The organism is Ruegeria sp. YKSD163 (assembly GCF_059612905.1).
Map to the genome: position 1 here is coordinate 59,851 of NZ_JBXWRM010000002.1, position 16,085 is coordinate 75,935.

Annotated in this window: 17 protein-coding genes and 3 pseudogenes; 4 read left to right on the forward strand and 16 right to left on the reverse strand. The window is 64.9% G+C overall.

The genetic code is table 11. The features are described 5' to 3' along the window. Window positions 1-576: a transposase gene (locus AC2FNA_RS03045; protein WP_496825038.1), complete on the forward strand. Its 576-nt coding sequence runs from the start codon at window positions 1-3 to the stop codon at window positions 574-576. A 72-nt stretch (window positions 577-648) separates the two neighbouring features. Here AC2FNA_RS03045 and AC2FNA_RS03050 read toward each other — a convergent pair. The 12 genes and pseudogenes from AC2FNA_RS03050 to AC2FNA_RS03105 form a co-directional block, all read right to left on the reverse strand. After that, a pseudogene (locus tag AC2FNA_RS03050) lies at window positions 649-900 on the reverse strand (DDE-type integrase/transposase/recombinase); the annotation flags it as partial. A 29-nt stretch (window positions 901-929) separates the two neighbouring features. Further along, a pseudogene (locus AC2FNA_RS03055) lies at window positions 930-1,034 on the reverse strand (hypothetical protein); the annotation flags it as partial. A gap of 9 nt (window positions 1,035-1,043) precedes the next feature. Continuing rightward, window positions 1,044-1,454 carry an IS66 family transposase gene (locus AC2FNA_RS03060; RefSeq protein ID WP_496824404.1) on the reverse strand — a complete coding sequence of 137 codons (411 nt, stop codon included), beginning with the start codon at window positions 1,452-1,454 and terminating at the stop codon, window positions 1,044-1,046. A 130-nt stretch (window positions 1,455-1,584) separates the two neighbouring features. Further along, window positions 1,585-1,821, reverse strand: a pseudogene (locus tag AC2FNA_RS03065) (DDE-type integrase/transposase/recombinase); the annotation flags it as partial. 39 nt (window positions 1,822-1,860) lie between these two features. Then, window positions 1,861-2,019 carry a hypothetical protein gene (locus tag AC2FNA_RS03070; RefSeq protein ID WP_496824406.1) on the reverse strand — a complete coding sequence of 53 codons (159 nt, stop codon included), beginning with the start codon at window positions 2,017-2,019 and terminating at the stop codon, window positions 1,861-1,863. A 16-nt stretch (window positions 2,020-2,035) separates the two neighbouring features. Next, the gene (locus tag AC2FNA_RS03075) at window positions 2,036-2,209 is read right to left on the reverse strand and encodes a hypothetical protein (RefSeq protein ID WP_496824407.1); all 174 of its coding nucleotides are present in this window, start codon (window positions 2,207-2,209) and stop codon (window positions 2,036-2,038) included. A 47-nt stretch (window positions 2,210-2,256) separates the two neighbouring features. Next, window positions 2,257-2,931 carry a YcbK family protein gene (locus AC2FNA_RS03080; RefSeq protein WP_496824408.1) on the reverse strand — a complete coding sequence of 225 codons (675 nt, stop codon included), beginning with the start codon at window positions 2,929-2,931 and terminating at the stop codon, window positions 2,257-2,259. A gap of 109 nt (window positions 2,932-3,040) precedes the next feature. Continuing rightward, window positions 3,041-3,331, reverse strand: coding sequence for a DUF6127 family protein (locus tag AC2FNA_RS03085; protein WP_164128637.1), 291 nt, complete (start codon window positions 3,329-3,331; stop codon window positions 3,041-3,043). A gap of 44 nt (window positions 3,332-3,375) precedes the next feature. Beyond that, window positions 3,376-4,368 (reverse strand): hypothetical protein, encoded by a 993-nt coding sequence (locus tag AC2FNA_RS03090; RefSeq protein ID WP_496824411.1) that lies wholly within the window; start codon window positions 4,366-4,368, stop codon window positions 3,376-3,378. A 22-nt stretch (window positions 4,369-4,390) separates the two neighbouring features. Further along, window positions 4,391-7,132: a phage tail protein gene (locus AC2FNA_RS03095; protein WP_496824413.1), complete on the reverse strand. Its 2,742-nt coding sequence runs from the start codon at window positions 7,130-7,132 to the stop codon at window positions 4,391-4,393. Beyond that, entirely contained in the window at window positions 7,125-7,352 is a 228-nt protein-coding gene (locus AC2FNA_RS03100) for a hypothetical protein (protein WP_496824415.1), read from the reverse strand. The genes AC2FNA_RS03095 and AC2FNA_RS03100 overlap by 8 nt, the downstream gene beginning before the upstream one ends. Next, the gene (locus AC2FNA_RS03105; protein ID WP_164128633.1) at window positions 7,349-7,597 is read right to left on the reverse strand and encodes a hypothetical protein; all 249 of its coding nucleotides are present in this window, start codon (window positions 7,595-7,597) and stop codon (window positions 7,349-7,351) included. The genes AC2FNA_RS03100 and AC2FNA_RS03105 overlap by 4 nt, the downstream gene beginning before the upstream one ends. Before the next feature lie 196 nt (window positions 7,598-7,793). Here AC2FNA_RS03105 and AC2FNA_RS03110 point away from each other — a divergent pair, with 196 nt between their 5' ends. From AC2FNA_RS03110 to AC2FNA_RS03120, 3 genes are all read left to right on the forward strand, one after another. Further along, window positions 7,794-8,978 carry an adenylate/guanylate cyclase domain-containing protein gene (locus AC2FNA_RS03110; protein WP_496824417.1) on the forward strand — a complete coding sequence of 395 codons (1,185 nt, stop codon included), beginning with the start codon at window positions 7,794-7,796 and terminating at the stop codon, window positions 8,976-8,978. A gap of 55 nt (window positions 8,979-9,033) precedes the next feature. Beyond that, window positions 9,034-10,299: an adenylate/guanylate cyclase domain-containing protein gene (locus AC2FNA_RS03115; RefSeq protein ID WP_496824419.1), complete on the forward strand. Its 1,266-nt coding sequence runs from the start codon at window positions 9,034-9,036 to the stop codon at window positions 10,297-10,299. 87 nt (window positions 10,300-10,386) lie between these two features. Next, window positions 10,387-10,875 carry a thermonuclease family protein gene (locus tag AC2FNA_RS03120; protein WP_496824421.1) on the forward strand — a complete coding sequence of 163 codons (489 nt, stop codon included), beginning with the start codon at window positions 10,387-10,389 and terminating at the stop codon, window positions 10,873-10,875. Window positions 10,876-10,906: 31 nt separating this feature from the next. On the opposite strand, the gene AC2FNA_RS03125 is transcribed toward AC2FNA_RS03120, so the two are convergent. From AC2FNA_RS03125 to AC2FNA_RS03140, 4 genes are read right to left on the reverse strand one after another with little or no spacing between them, the layout of a single operon-like run. Next, a complete protein-coding gene (locus AC2FNA_RS03125; RefSeq protein ID WP_496824423.1) occupies window positions 10,907-11,755 on the reverse strand; it encodes a phage BR0599 family protein in 849 nt (282 codons plus the stop codon). Further along, on the reverse strand, window positions 11,752-13,434 hold the full coding sequence (locus AC2FNA_RS03130; protein WP_496824425.1) for a vWA domain-containing protein: 1,683 nt from the start codon (window positions 13,432-13,434) through the stop codon (window positions 11,752-11,754). Before AC2FNA_RS03130 ends, AC2FNA_RS03125 begins: the two co-directional genes overlap by 4 nt. Continuing rightward, the gene (locus AC2FNA_RS03135) at window positions 13,427-15,892 is read right to left on the reverse strand and encodes a phage tail tape measure protein (RefSeq protein WP_496824427.1); all 2,466 of its coding nucleotides are present in this window, start codon (window positions 15,890-15,892) and stop codon (window positions 13,427-13,429) included. The genes AC2FNA_RS03130 and AC2FNA_RS03135 overlap by 8 nt, the downstream gene beginning before the upstream one ends. After that, entirely contained in the window at window positions 15,885-16,070 is a 186-nt protein-coding gene (locus AC2FNA_RS03140) for a DUF7697 family protein (protein ID WP_496824428.1), read from the reverse strand. The genes AC2FNA_RS03135 and AC2FNA_RS03140 overlap by 8 nt, the downstream gene beginning before the upstream one ends. Between the last annotated feature and the right edge of the window lie 15 nt (window positions 16,071-16,085).

Here is a 16,085-nt window from a genome sequence, read left to right on the forward strand (position 1 = left end):
GTGCCCGGGCAATCGCACCGGCGACATAGCATGGCTTTCAACGGCTTGGGAGAGGCCCGTTATCTGTCTACCGTGTTGGATGACTTCTCGCGCTACATCGTGGGCTGGAAACTCTGCACCAGCATGGCGGCAGATGATGTCAGCGCGACGCTCGACATTGCCTTGGCCGCATCAGGCTGTGACAGCGTCACCGTACTGCACAAGCCCCGGCTGCTCAGCGACAACGGACCCTGTTACATCGCGGGGGATCTCGCCGAATACCTCGAGAAGAATGGCATGGATCATGTGCGAGGCACGCCCAACCACCCTCAGACGCAAGGCAAAATCGAGCGCTGGCACCAGACCCTCAAGAACCGCATCCTGCTCGAAAACTACTATCTGGAGGGTGAACTTGAGGCGGCCATCAACGCCTTCATCGAGCACTACAACCATCGCCGATATCACGAAAGCCTCGGCAATCTGACACCCGCCGACGTCGACTTTGGGCGCGGCCCGGCAATCCTGGCAGAAAGGGAGAAGATCAAAACACAGACCATCCAAAACCGGCGCTTGATCCATCAGCGCCAAGCGGCATAACGTCAACCAAAAGAGCCAGAGCCCTCCAGACCAAAATCAGGCCGCCTGTTCCAAATCATTCGACGACGGACAATCCGTGACAAATTCTTCCGGGCAGCCATGTTTACGCATTGCTTCATTTAAGAATTTCAAGGCGGCCTTCTTGTCCCGTCTCTTCGTCACGAAGCTTTCGAGAACCTCACCTTTGTGGTCTACGGCCCGCCAAAGATAGTGTTTCTCGCCGTTGATCTTCACGAACATCTCGTCCAGATGCCAGCGCCATCGGCTGGATTTCATGCTTGCAATTCGGCGCTTTCGGATCTCGGCTGCGAACAGTGGACCGAACGTAACCGCCCGGTTGAGGCCGCGGTTGATCAGGCGGCTTCAGCCTGAGTGTCGCCGATCGGCGCCCAATTCCACGGCAAGAGCTCTTCGAGTCGGTTGATCTTACGATCGTTGATGCGGTCGAGCACGTCGGCGAGATATGCCTAAGGATCGAGGCCGTTCAGCTTTGCCGTCTCGATGATCGTCATGACGCGGGCCAGCGTTTCGCCGCCGGTGTTGGCGCCTGCAAAGAGCCAGTTCTTCCGGCCGATGCCGATCGGGCGCAGGGCACGCTCGGCATCCGCCGCATCGTTCTTTTGCCGCTTAACGTAAGGCTTCACATAGGCCGGCGGGATCAGCCGCACGTCATGCCCAAGCGCCGCAATCTCCCGCGCCCAGAAATGAGAGGTCGGGCAGGATTCCATGCCGATCAGGCAGGGCTTCAGTCGGCCGAGGACATCAAGCAGAGCGGCCCTTCGCACCTTCCTCTGCAAGACAACAGCGCCAGCCTCGTCAACGCCATGAAGCTGAAAGACGGACTTGGCCAGATCAATCCCGAGTGTTGTAATCTCCATGTGGTCGGCTCCTTCCTTTGTTGGCTGTCACACAGTACCAACTTGGCACAATGCGATGCCGTCGGGGTGGAGCCGTCCACACCATCAGACAGATTCTAACTGGTCTCAGTTTCCCACGAACCGCAGAAACTTAGGCGGCGCAAAGCTGACGCCACTCGGCCAGAGCGGCAGCTCGGTTCAACTTGAAATTCTGTCGGCTGGTGAGGTTGCGCTCCGAATTGAAATGGTTGAACACCGAGGCGTGGACGGAAGCAAATTTCTGCAAATTTCGCATGCGTCGAAAGCGTTGGATTGCCCGCTCTCGTCGTCGGAATGGCAGGAGCGAGTTCTCAGCCCTGTTGTTCAATCCTTTCTGCTGCAGGGCAGTGACCAAAGGCTGTTGTCGGTCTTGCTGGCACCCCCGCGCCTACTCCCGCATCACCGCATAGTCTGCCATCATCTCCACGATCACCGCCCCTTCCAGCAGCCGGTCCAGTTCCTCGATCGCCCGCGCCTGTTGCTCCCGGCTGTATTCGACAACCGGCGGACAAGCCCCGAACCCACCGCTATCAAAACCGCCCGCCACGCAACCGCTGAGCAAGCTAATCACGAGACCGAGGCCGACGCGCCGCTGCCGCGAGCATCCGTCGCTTGACATCATTTGCCTTCTCCAAAGTCTCAAGCTTTTCCGCCAGACGCCCGGCTCGCTCGCCCGATCGACGCAGCGCCAGCAGGAACATCAGGATCGCCAGCGCGGTGACGCCATAGCGCAGCACTCAGCGCCCCGCCGCGCTCCCCGCGATCCACGCAATGACCCGACCAATCACCGCCGCCCCCTACGCCAATCATCGAGCCGGGCATAGATCGTGACCGCGATTCCGCCGAGCGCCACGGCGATGAACACCCAGCGGAGCGCATCGAGATAGGGGACCAGAGGCAGAATGGCGTCCTGCGTCTCGGCCAGAATCTCTTGCGCCACCTCGACAACTGCTGCACCCAGCGTCGCCACACCCGCCGCGCCACCCCCCTTCATGGTCCGGCTCTGTGCGAGGCTCTCCCGCGCCAGCGGGGTCTCGGCGGCAAACGCCGTCTCCCGGACCGGAAACCGCTCTCCCCACTGCCGTGCCGGCCCGAGATCGACATGGATGAACCCCGAGCGCGGATAGAAGCCGAACCCAAGGAACCCGACTGCGCGTGCCGCCGCCTCGAACACGACCGGGTCATGGTTCGACATGGCGATATCGAAGGCCGCACCGTCCATGTGCTTGGAACGCATCGCGCCACCAACGGCGCGGTTGTGCTCCGGGCTGCGATAGGCCGAGCGTACGATAAGTGGCTTGCCCAGCCGGTCCCGCAGCGCCTGCAGCCTGTCGAGCGCGACCTCGTTGATCAGCAGCTTGCCCGTCCCACGGCAGGCGATTTCCGCAGGCGAGAAGTTTGGCCAGCGCCAGGCGGCCTCCGGCACATCGCGCCAGTGGGCATAAAATGTCGTGGTCATTGGGGTGTCTCCAGAAACAGAAACGCCGCCTCGGAGGGCGGCGGATACGTGGGGGTTGGTTCGGAATGTCGGGAGTGCCGGAAGCGTACCCTGCGGATCACCGCCCGCCCTACGGCTCGCCGCCAAAGAGCCGGAGCTTGATCACGGTGCCGGCCAGCAGGGCGAGGATGAGACCGGTGGTGATGAGATGCACGGTGGTCTGCACGGCGGTGCGGCGCACGAAGCGGATGCAGTCGAGCAAAGAGCGCAGATCCCGAATGTCGAGCGCGGCGGTCTCGCCCTCGAGCCCGACATCAGCCAGGGCACGCCTGGCGCCTTCTTCCGCGGCGCGCGCCAGCATGGCCTGGAACTCGGCCTCGGGAATGCGCAGGTTGCCGGTCTCACGCAGGGGCGGCGACATGGGCAGTGTTCCTCTTGTCTGATGGTTCAGTTGTTTGACCCGGCTCAGCTGCCACCGGCAAAGCCGATCTCGAGCCCCGCAAGATCGGCCCAGGTCCAGGGCAGGCCGGTATCAGGGTTGACCGCCCATTCGGACGTGAGGGCCTCGAGCGACGCCCCGGCCGGGGCCTGTCCGGCGGCATCATGGTTGGTGCCAGCGATGCGCAGGCGGTTGATGACCTGGCCCGGATTGGGGTTGGTCGAGGCATTGCGGGCGTGGCTTGCCAGGATCACCCGGCCGATGGTACCGGGCGGGGTGGCCCCGGGCGTGAGGGTGGAGGTCACCGCATCCCCGGCCGCCCGGGCATAGGCAAAGGTGGCGGGATCGCCATCGCCCAGTTCGGCATGCCCGCCCACGGCAGTGGCGAGCGCCCCCGGCCCGGTGGGCCGCAGGATGCGGAAGCGCCGGCCGCGGGTGTCCTGGTCGGAGACGAGCACATTGGAGAGAAAGAACCGGCCATTGCCGTCGAGGAAATTGGTGCCGCCGAAGTCGAACCGCACCGCCCCTGCGCCATTGACCTTGTCCGCCTTGCCGAGAACCTGCCCGACCTGGCTCAGATCGACATAAGCCGTGACCCTGTAGTCATCGACATTGCCGGCCACGGCAGCGCCGGTCTCGATATGGATGTCGAAGGTGAAGAGCGTGGCATCGGGAAAGCCTGTGACCGGCGCACCAGTCAGGCTGGGTGCAGAGTTGCTGAGCGTGGCATAATCGAAGGTCATCGCCCCGTTGTTAAGATCGATCCGGGCGATATCGACCGTGGGCAGGCCTATGGAGGCAAAGAACCCATCCCCCGAGGTGGTGCGGTTGAAGTCATCGTAATAGCAATCGGCCCGGATCCAGATGTCGGTCACACCGGGCAGCGAGAGGCTGGCCGCCTGTTCGGCCTCGAAGCGCAGCGCATGGGAGGCAAACACCGGGTTGTAACTCCCCGGTACGGAGGCGTCCTCGACGCCACCCAGCAGGGATGCGCTGTTGGTGATCAGGTAATCGGTCATGATGAAGTCCCGTGGTTGGAGATCAGGGGGTGAGTTCGAGGATCAGCTCCTGCTGGATCACGCCCAGACCGGGCGGCCGGAGATCGAGCACCAGGTGCTGCTCGATAATGTCGAGGCCCGGCCCGGCGCAGGTCAGGATCAGATCCTGTGCAACTACGTCGATGCCGGTGCCGAAACAGAGCAGCACCAAATCCTGCGCCGAGACCTGAACCTTTCCGCCGAGGGTCACGCGATAGGCGCGGAAGGCCCGGTCCTCGTGAGACCCCCGGACGGCGCGCACCCGCAGGGCCGCCTGTTCGACGCCGGGCGGGGGTTCGGGATAATCCGCCTCGGCCAGCGTCCAGCTGGTGGCGGTGCCGGCCTCGATCACCGCGGCCGCCGGTTCCAGGGTCTCGCCGGTGTCGGGATCGACCCAGTGAATGCGGACCTGGTAGGTCACCCCGGGTTCCGGGCCGATATCACTGGCAAGGTAGCTGTCGAAGACGGAACTGGTCTGGGAGAGCCGGTCCCGGTGCGCCCAGGTCAGCATGGCCTCGGGACTGGCCAAAGGGGATACGAAGCCTCCATCGCCCCGGAGATTGCCCGGCGGCAGGGGACGGATCGCGCGGGCGGCAAATGTCACGAGATCGGTGGGCGCCTGCGCCAGCGTCAGGGTGCCAAGCCCGGTGCGCGGCAGGATCCGGACCGGAAGGCTCTCGCCGGCAACATAACGACCGGATGTCGTCTCCGCATGTCCCTGCCAGAAGATCACCGGGGTGCCGGCTGTATGGGCCAGCGGCACGGTGTCGAGACAGCCGCGGCCGACGGTGATCGAATTGGCCGAGAGGCCATCGACCCGGACGAACTCGTCGCCGATGGCGGCCAGCGTGCCTGTGGCGAGACCCGAGAGACCGGTCCAGTCCCGCAGGGGCAGCAAGACCTCCTCGGGATCATCGCCGAGATCGGCATCGAGGATCGCGGTTGGTGCAAAGCTGGTGGTGCCGTCACTGGCATAGCCGGGTCCGGTATCGACCCAGACCAGCGCGTCGAGCGCATCGGCAGAGGGGCGCTCGCCCACGGCCATCAGGAGGCCGGCGTCAGGATCGGCGGCAAGTTCCGCGTCGGCCTGCGCATGTCCCATCTCCTGCACCAGCAGCCAATACGGGGATTCCCGTACCAGCCGGCGCGACAGCGGTTTTGGGGCAGACAGTAAGGATGTGGGCGGAGATACCACCTCACCACCGACAAGGGCGGTTGTACCCAGGGCAAAGGCATCTTCCACGAGCCTGAGGCGAACCCGGTTGTCGCGCCCGTCGCCGTGATCGATCTCGACCACGCGCAGCAGCGCGCCCTCGAGACCCCTCCGGGGATTGACGAGCCGGATGACATCCCCGGGGTCGAGATCGGCGCCCTGCCGGTTCACGGTGATCTCGCCGGAGAGGAGCGGTGCCGAAAGGGCCCGCAGGTCGCGTTCGGCCAGGCGCACGGCGAGGTCCTCGCGCCGGATACCGGGATAGTCGACCGTGGTGGAGATCACCTGTCCCATCAGCTGCACCCGGGCGGTGTCGGTGACACTGACCGATCCGAGCTGGTTGGTGCGCAGGTCGGAGAAGGTGACGGTGAGACTGTTGACGAGGTCCACCGCTTCGCGCCGGCCCAGCTCGCCCCAGTCCACCACGTTGGTGGCATCGAAGACCGGCACGGTCTCGGGGTCGTAATCGTCACGGATGAGCTTCAGCTCCCAGCGGCCGGTGCGGCGGTCGACATAGAGCTGGGCGTCGATGTGATGCAGGATGTCTCCGAGGAATTCCTCGAGACTGGCATCGCTCTGCCAGAGGAGGGAGAGGCCAAGGCCCTCGGCAAGGAGCTGGTCTGCGGCAGCCGCAAAGCTGGGGCCGAAATCCGCCGCCCCGTAGCCAAGCCCCCAGGTCCGGTTGGTGAGGCATTCCCGGATGATATGGGCCGGGTTCATGTCCGGGCCCGGGTCGGAAGCCGGATCGCTCTCGGGTTCCACCGCACCGATCTCGGCCGTCTCCGGATACCATTGCGCCGCGCCATCCTCGGCGGTGAGGATCCGGGTGACCCGGACGGCCCAGGGCTTCAGATAGGGGTTGAGCCCCATGTAGACCTGGCGCAGCACGAGGCTGCAGAGTCCACGGAACCCGGGCACCTCTGTTCCGGCCCGGGCGGCGAGGTAGCTGTTGGGGCCCTGATCGGGCGCCCCCATCAGGATGTCGATATCGCCGACGATGCCGCCTTCACGGCTCTCGCCGCCGAAGAGCTCGGGCTTGTCGATGCGGATGCGGGTGCCCGGCACGGGAATGTCTCCCTCGTCCCCAGACGCTCCGCTTCCGGGCACGGTGGTGAGGCTCACGGCCTGGAAGGCAAAGGAGAGCGTCTTTGGCTCGACCTGCATCCAGGTCAGGTGTTCGCGCTCGTCAAAGGCGATGCCGCGCAGGACGATCCGGTAGGTGGTGCCACTGCCCGGCAGCGTGAGATCGAGCGCCTGTCCGAGGGAGAGGCCGGGAATGCCGTTCGCGCCGTAGATGTTGAGCGCGGCGGTACTGCCTTGCTCACCCGCCGGAAAGGCCGCGGCAGTGGCATTGGCCAGAAGCGTGGTGACCGCGCCAACGCCATCGCCGCTTCCGGAGACGGTGCCATCGGCCAACGACCAGGCGGTGCGGTCATCGACGCGGATCTCGCGGATCACATCCACCGGCCCATGGCAGAGCGCCAGGTGCGCCCCCAGCGCATAGCGATAGCCGACGATCACGGAACTACCCATGGCTCTGCTCCTGCTCCTGCTCCCGCTCCTGCGCCAGTCGCCGCTCGGCCTCGGCAATGGCCCGCATCGCAAGCGCATCGCCGGTGGCGGCCAGCACCTCCGCGTCCACGCCCTCGCGCAGGAAGACCTGCCAGTCGAGCCCGTGGCGGGCAAACCAGCCGCGCGCGCCCCGCAAACACAGCCGGGCGGCGCGCAGATCCCGGACAATCACACGTGTCACTTCTTGCCTCCGGACTTGCGGATCGGATCGACCTTCAGATCGCCGGCCCAGACCACGTTGGGCCCGCGCAGCAGCACCGTGCCGAACACCACCGGGATCGGTCGGCCTTCTTCCGCCGTCGGCAGGTCGAACGCATCGAGCCCCGCGGCCTTAGGAGGCGCCGTCTTCGGCCGCGGCGCCAGCACATAAGAGATCGCCGTCAGCACAAGGCTGGCGACAATCTGGACGACAAAGTTCCAGACCATGGGGAGCGGGCTTTCGGGGGTTGGGGTATGTGCACGTGGCGGCGCAGTACGACGCTAGGGTCGTTGCCGTTTGAAGAATTCTCGATTGCGGCTAGGCTGGACGCATTCGATCAAGGAGGCGCCGGATTTGGCGGAGGTTCAGCCCGAGTTCACATCGCGATTGCCGCGCTGGTTGCGGTGGTATCTGGAGTATGGGTTGGAAGGACACGAAAAACGTCAGAGACGAAGACTGTTCGCCCTCAATTTGATCGCGTTCTTCGCCGTACAGACATCCCTGACATATGCGGCGTTTTATCTGGTCTATGACCTTGATCTAAGGCCGGGCGCACTTGGCGCGACATTCAACGCTGTGATGTTCGGGGCATTGCCCTTTCTTTACCGAAAGAGCGAGTTTTTCGGCTTCTTCATCGGGGCCATTCTGAGCTGCGCCAGTTTTCTTTTCCTGACCTACCTGATGGGGATCGGATCGGGCATTCACTTGTTAATGTTTGTCGCGCCTGCGGCGGTCCTGGTCATCTTCGGCCCCCAGCGATGGGGACTGCTGCTCTCGTCCATTGTGGCGTCGACACTGGGCGTCGGCTGCGCGGTGCTCCTGATCAAAGAGCCTGCTCTGTCCGCGGCTGATGATCCGACCTTGCAGACCGGTCTCATGTTGGTGTCAGCCACTTCGGCATTGTGGTTGGTGCTCATTCCCGGCTATGTCGGCTTCCTCCGTGCCGAACGCGCCGAAGACGCCCTCGAAGCCGAACATGCCCGCTCCGAGGCGCTGCTGTATAACCTCTTGCCCACCGAGATCGCGGCCCGCCTCAAGGACGCCCCCGACCAGACCATCGCCGACAGCCTCGACCACACCGCCATCCTGTTCGCCGATATCGTGGACTTCACGCCGCGCTCGGCCCGGATGACCCCCGAGGAACTGGTGAGCTTCCTCAACAGCATCTTTTCGACCTTCGACGAACTGGCCGCGAAACACGGGCTGGAGAAGATCAAGACCATCGGCGATGCCTACATGGTCGCCGCCGGTCTGCCCCAGCCCGTCGACCGCCCCGTCCACCGCGTCGCCGAAATGGCTTTCGACATGCTCGCCGCCCTGCGCACTCTCTCGGTCGAGATCGACGAAGAAATCGAAATTCGCATCGGCATCCACTCCGGCCCGGTGGTCGCGGGCGTGATCGGGCACCAGAAGCTGTTCTACGATGTCTGGGGCGACACGGTAAACACCGCCTCCCGAATGGAAAGCCACGGAGCCGCAGGCCGCATCCAGGTCACCGCCGCCGCACGCGAGGCGCTCAAGGGCGACTATAATTTCGAGCCGCGCGGACCGGTCGAGATCAAGGGGATCGGCAGGCTGGAGACCTGGTGGCTGACGCAAAAGACCTGACTTGCCAAGCGAGACTGGGTTAGGCTGGACGCATTCAATAAAGGAGGCGCCGGATTTGGCGGAGGTTCAACCCGAGTTCACATCCCGATTGCCGCGCTGGCTGGCGTGGTATCTTGAGTATGGGGTTGAAGGAAAAACAAAGCGTGATCAGCGACGGCAATTCACGGGCAATGTGATAATGGCTTTGTCGGTTCTCACGTCTGTTCTCTATTCTGGCGGCTTTTTCCTCTATGATCCGGAACTATGGCCAACTTGTGCGGTAGCGGTGGCCTTGGGAGTGCAGTTCTTCATTCTGCCGTTTGCCTTCGATCGCTACCCAAATGCAACAATTGCGCTCAGCACGGTGTTTTCCTGCGCTGCCTTTTCGTTTCAGACTTACCTGGTCGGGACTGAAACAGGGCTTTACCTTTACCTTCTGCTGATACCTGCAATCTGGCTTGCGGTTCTGGGACCCAGCAAACCACTTCATCTTGTCTCGACAACATTGACCGGGATCGCAACCATCCTGTTCAGTGTGTTCTGTTTCGGCGCACCAGCACTTCAAGCGGCACAGCAGCCGATTCTACAGGCGCTGCTGATGTCAACTTCAGTCATTTGGGTCGGCCTGCTTATTCTGGCGTTCGGATATGTCGCGTTTCAGCGCGCCGAAACCGCCGAAGACGCGCTCGAAGCCGAACATGCCCGGTCCGAAGCGCTGCTCTACAACCTGCTGCCCACCGAGATCGCGGCCCGCCTCAAGGACGCCCCCGACCAGACCATCGCCGACAGCCTCGACCACACCGCGATCCTGTTTGCCGATATCGTGGATTTCACACCACGATCCGCCCGGATGACGCCTGAGGACTTGGTGAGTTTCCTCAACCGCATCTTCTCGACCTTCGATGGACTGGCCGCAAAGCACGGGCTGGAGAAGATCAAGACCATCGGCGATGCCTACATGGTCGCCGCCGGTCTGCCCCAGCCCGTCGACCGCCCCGTCCACCGCGTCGCCGAAATGGCTTTCGACATGCTCGCCGCCCTGCGCACTCTCTCGGTCGAGATCGGAGAAGAAACCGAGATTCGCATCGGTGTCCACTCCGGCCCTGTGGTGGCGGGCGTGATCGGGCACCAGAAGCTGTTCTATGACGTTTGGGGCGACACGGTGAACACCGCCTCCCGAATGGAAAGCCACGGAGCCGCAGGCCGCATCCAGGTCACTGACGCCGCACGCGAGGCGCTGAAAGACGACTATGATTTCGAGTCGCGTGGGGCGGTCGTGATCAAGGGTATCGGCGCGTTGGAGACATGGTGGCTGACAGGTCGAAAGGCTCTGACAGTTTAGAATAGCCTTCCGCAACCTCGAGCCAAATCCACCACCTGATCAGGTGCCCGCCGAATTTTCGCCACGCGCGCGGGCTAGTCGTGGATCATGGGCAGAAGCATCAGATACAAGCGGTACTACCGCCGAAACGCCATGGTGTTTGCGATGTTCGTGTCCTTGGGCGCCCTGATCCTTTTCGATGTCGATATCGATGACCCGTTCAGCAGCTTCAAATCCGCGGGACGCAACACCGTCCGTATCCTGAACGGTGGAAACGCCAGAACCGGCATCCGTCCGCAGACTGGCTCTGGCGCGCGTAGCCTGACGGGTCCTGTGACGCATGTGCGGGATGGTGATACGATCGAAGTCTCGGGCACCCCGATCCGCATCGCCAATCTTGACTGCGCCGAAAAGGGTTCGATGTCCGGGAACAGGGCCACTGCACGGATGAAAGAACTCGCCCGTTCGGAAACCCTGACCTGTTCCTCGTCCGGGAAACGGTCCTATGATCGTGTCGTCGGAACCTGTGCCTTGCCGGACGGACGGGATATTGGCGCGGTGCTGATCGCCGAAGGGGTCTGCGGCCGCTGGCGGTGACCCAAGAAGCGGTTCAGGTCCGAACACGCCCTCAAATGATACTCGTCCCCCCGAACGGGTTCCTGCCCGGGGTATCCGGGAACCCGCCGAAGTTCAGCAGGTTGCCGAAGCGGTTCGCGCAGGTGTCGCGGCGCAGGTCGCAACCGGGGGCGATCTGGATGCTGGCGGTGAGACCGGGATCGTCGATCTCTGCTTCGAGCGCCGGCATCCGGCCGGAGAGCGTCAGGGTGACACCGGTGTGCCCGGTGATGAAGCCCGGAATGCCTGCGTGGCGCAATATGCCCCCACGATACCAGCCGTCTGGCTGTGTTGCAGCCTCGGGCACGGTGATCTGTTGTCCTGAGCGGGCGGTCGCCGTCGCCGGGACCAGGAAGCTCTCGATATCAAGCCGGCAGCCACCGGCATAGAGCACATGGCGGCAGAGCCGCTGGTAACGGGCGCGCACGCCCTGGCGGCGCATGGCGGTGAAGAGCGACTCGGCCCTGAGAACGATCCGCACCCCTTCGACCCGGGCCGAGACGATGCGGCCTTTCCAATGCGCGACCAGCTCCCCCGGCACCTGCTCATGACCGCGGAAGATGGTAAGCGTGGTGACCGACGAACCCCTCGGCCCGAGCCAGCGGCGGGCGAAGGGATCGGAAAGCGGAAAGGTCAGGCTCAGATCGACCCGGCGCGGATCGCCGCTCTGGACCACGTTGCCATGGGCGAGCGCCGAGGCGGTCCAGGTTGTATCCCCCGGCTCATCGGCAAGCGTGCTGCCGGGAACCACCCAATCCGAGGACCGGCTGGCAAAGCGCCAGGTCTCCGGGCCTTCGGCAAAGCGATAGAGAAAGAGCGGCCGCCCTTCGACGGTTGAGGTCTCGAGGTCGTCATAGGTCATGGGGCCGGATCCGGGATTTCCAGGACGGGGAAGCTCACCTCGGTGCCCGCGGGCCGATGCTCCATCTCGATCCGGTCAGTATCGAGCCGCACCAAGGTCATGAGGTGTCCCGGCGTGGCGATCGGCAGATCCCGGTCGAGCGGGTCGATCCCGAGGCGCAGGCCCAGCGGATCGAGGCTGGCGCTTGTGATGACGCGAAAGATCGGCTGTCCCGGCAGGTCCAGGAGCACATGCCGACCAATCCAGTCGGAGGGCTCAAGGCGCGGCGTCCCGATCAGGACATCGTCACCGGCAAGTGCCTCCTGCTGCAGGACAAGCTCGCGTCCCCAGGTGGGGAGCCAAAACGCCCGGGCCCGCCCGCGCAGTTGATGCAGCCAGCGGCGCCGCGACCAGGTGTTGCCGGGGCTGATATCCTTTAGCGTCAGAACGGAGCCGTGTTCCACCAGGTCGCGGAGAGGTTCGAACACGACCGGGCCCAACCCGCTGTCGACGCCCTCGAAGCTCTGCGACAGGGTCTCGGCCAAAGGCTGACGCAGGATACTCGGGTCCATCAGAACATCCCGGCCGCGGTAGCGTGGAATGCCGAAGAGCGTGCCCAGCAGCGTGTCGCGCAGGCTTTCAGTATCGCCCGGCGCAATCACCGGCACGCCATCGACCGGAGTGTTGTCGAGCATCGCGGTCCAGCTTGTATTGGTGAGTCCGATATTGAACCCGTAGACTTCGACATCGGTGATCGTTTCCAACAGGGCCACGGCCGCCGTGGCCGAGCTCAGCGGATAGGGTTCGCCATCGGTCAGGAACAGGATGATCCGTCGCTTGGCTCCAGCGCCGGCAAAGAAGCCCTGGGCTTGGCTCAGCGCCATGGCAAAATCCGTGCCACCCCGGAGCACCGGCGGCTGGGCCAGCCAGTCCGACAGTTGCGTGAGATCCTGGCGATCAGCGTCGCGTCGCACCTGCATGTCCGCGACCGTTTCGTGCCAGAGCAGGATGCAGATGTCGTTGCGCAAGGCGGGTGGCACACTGCCGGCCAGTTCATCGACCAGGGCCCGCACCGCTGCCATGGCCGCGGTGATCTTGGCCCCGGACATCGATGTGCTGGTGTCGATGGCGATGTAAAGCGCGGTCCCGCGCAGCCCGGAAAGATCGGCGCTCTCCTGCAACAGGAAGCGCGCGGTGACATAGCCGAGATCCGTATGCCGGCGCTCGATTTCCAGCGGCGCCAGCAGACGCGCCAGGCGCGCCGGCGCGATCACCGGGCGGGTGAGATCGACACCGGCTGCAGTTGTCAGGTCAATTCTGTCTGGATGCACTGCCGCAACGTTGAACAAATGCGCCTCCCCGGCATCGCTGGCGGCAACGGCAAAGCCCGGCGCACGGTAGTCGGCGTGACGCGCCGCGATGCTCAGGCGGGTCTCTCCGGAGGTGATATCACCGCCACTGCGGTCCGCCATAAGCCAGAGCGGAACGATCCAGTTGCCCGCCAGACCCCGGCGGGCCAGTGCGAGGGCCTCGGCAAGACCGGGGCCGTCGAGCCGGTGGCGCAGGGTCAGCACCTCGCGCGGGGCATCTCTGAGTGAAAGCCGCTGCTCGCCGGCTTCGCTCTGCAACACGTCCGTGCGCCACTCCAGGACTTCGGTCGCCGGTCCATGCGCGGCGAAGGGCCAGGGGAGATCAGCCATCAAAGGCGCCCCGGTTGCGACGGATCACGTTGAGGATGGCGCGTTCGCCGGCGGGCGTGGCGAGATAGTCGCCCACCAGCCCGGGATCTAGCACGTTGATGATCCGGGGCGTGATCTGTGGAGCGGGTTGTAATGTCCCGGCTTCCACCCCCAGCCGGCCGCCCGGTCCCCGGCGCAGGGGCAGGATGGCCTCCGGCCCGGCCTCGCCCATGAGGCCGATGCCGCGGGCAAAGGGAAACACGGTCGGGCGATCCACGATACCGCCTTGGGCAAAAGCGGCCACTCGACCAGACTGCGCAAAGACACCGCCCTTGGCAAAGCCGCCACCGAAGAGACCACCGATGGCCTTGGTGATCCAGCCGAAAAGACCGCCCCCGCCGCCTGACGCCCCACCACCGGAGAAGGCGCGGAAGAGTGCGTCCTCGATCGGCTTGAAGGCCGAGTCGATCAGCCGGTTCGCAAGGTTCCGGGCAATGCCGGAAACGGCCTGGGCGAAACTGCGCCAGCTGAGCTCGCCGGACTTGAGCGCCTCTTTCAGCGGGCCGGTGATATCCTCGGCCAGACCCTTGGCCAGCTCCTTCGTGCGTTCGATGGCACTCTTCGCCCCATCCCAGGCCTTGCTCCCGGCCTCTGCCGCCTGCTTCAGCGTGCCGCCCGCGCCACCGGCCGCCGATCCCGCCCGACCGAGGGCGGCTTCGGTCTCGCCGAGGGTGGCGTTGAGTCGTTCCGTGGCGGCTGTGGCCTCGCTGGTCGCGTCGCCATTCTCGCCGGACCCGGAGACAGAAGCGCGCAAGACATCCAGTGCGGTGAGCGGTGCCGTGGCCTGACCTGCAAGATCGAGGGATGTGGCCCGCGCCGCAATGGCCCGACCGCGTGCGGCATCGGCGGCCGCAACCAGCCCAAGATCGGGCACGGTGAGCGGATTGTCGGCAAAGGCGCGGTCGAAGGCGGCTCGGGCAACGTTCGCGGCATTGAACGCTGCCCCTTCAAAGTGGTTCTCGATCTGGCCGAGGTCGAGGTCGGGCACGACCGGAATGCGGCGTTCGACCCCGAGGGCCTCGAGTCCGGCATTCACACCGGAGATGAACCCGTTGATCCGGGCAACGACACCGTTCAGCATCGCCTCGACGCCGGCAATCAGGCTGTTGGCCGCCTGGAAGGCGATATCGCCGATCGCGGCGGGCAGCAGGCCCCAGATCGCCTTGATCGCCTCGAATGCGCCTTCAAAGCTGTTCACAACGGTATTCGCAAAGCCCACCACCGCTTCAAGTGCACCCTGCAAGGCGGAAGCCGTCACGGCCTGGACCCCGGCAAACCCGGCCTCGAAGGCGGCGCCGGCGCTGGCGGCGCCCAGACCAATCCGCTCCCAGACCTCGGAGGCGAGATCCCCGAGCAAGGCCATCGCATTGCCAAACCCACCTGCGCCGGAGACCAGCCGGGTGAACTGAAACACGAGTTCGCCGGCACCCACAATCAACGCCCCGATGCCGGTGCGGATGATTGCGCTGCGCAGGAGGACAAGCGCTGTCGCCAAGCCGCGCACGGACAGGGCCGCAACTGCGAGGCCTGCGACCCAACGGCCTGCGAGGACGGCGGCAAAGGTCGCTGCATAGGTGGTCAGACGGCCGATATTGTCGAAGAGCCCAGTGATGGCTTGTCCAAGCGGGCCGGTGCGGTTCGCGAGCGCGGCCATGGCGTTGGTCACCGCTTCCAGCGCGGGCGCCGCGGCGACGGCCAGCTGGTTCGACAGCCCGCGCCAGATCAACCCGAGGCGCGAGATCGCGTCGTTCGTCCGCTCGATCTGGTCGGCATCCTGTTCGGAGACGACAACGCCGAAGGCGCGCACATCCTCGGTCGCCTGGCGGAGCGTCGCGGTGTCGATCCGGCTCATGGCGATGGAGCCTTCCTCGCCGAAAAGCTGGCCCGCGACAGCGGCGCGCTCTGCGGCCGGTACAAAGCTCTCGATGGCGGCGTTGATCGCGCCCACGCGCTGCTCCAGCGGCAGCGCGATCAGGTCGTTGGCGGACAGCCCGAGCCGGTTTAGCGCGTCGGCGGCCGGGCCGGTCCCGGTAGCTGCCTGACTTAGACGGCGCGTCAGATCCTTGGTCGCCTGTTCGATGCCGGACATCGACACGCCGGCCAGTTCGCCCGCGCGCTCCAGCGTCTGGATCGAGGCAACGGTGGTGCCGAGGGACTGCGCAAGCTTGGCCTGCGCATCGACGGTTTCCAGCCCGGACCGGACCATGGTCACACCAGCCGCCATGGCAGCGGCGACGGCGGCAGCCGCAGCCACCTTCACGCGGCGGGCAAAACCCGCGAGCCGGGCGTTCGCCGCTTCCATCTCGCGGCTGAGGCGGCCGAAGCCGCGGGCGCCGGCCTCGCCCACGCCTTCCAGTTCGGCGCGCACCTGTCGCCCACCGACCGCGGTAAGGCGGACTGACACACGCTTTTCAGCCATCGGGACGTTCCATCTTTTCGTTGTATTTGGCGACCATCACCGCTTCGATGACGGGCAGCAGTTCGGCCGCGACGGCGGGCGGCACGCCAAGAGCATCCCCGAGCGCCAGTGCTGCCGACATGTCCCAGCCGACGACGGCGCCAGGGATCACCCGCAGCTGGCCGCCGAGGCGGCCCACGAGGTCCCAGACCTG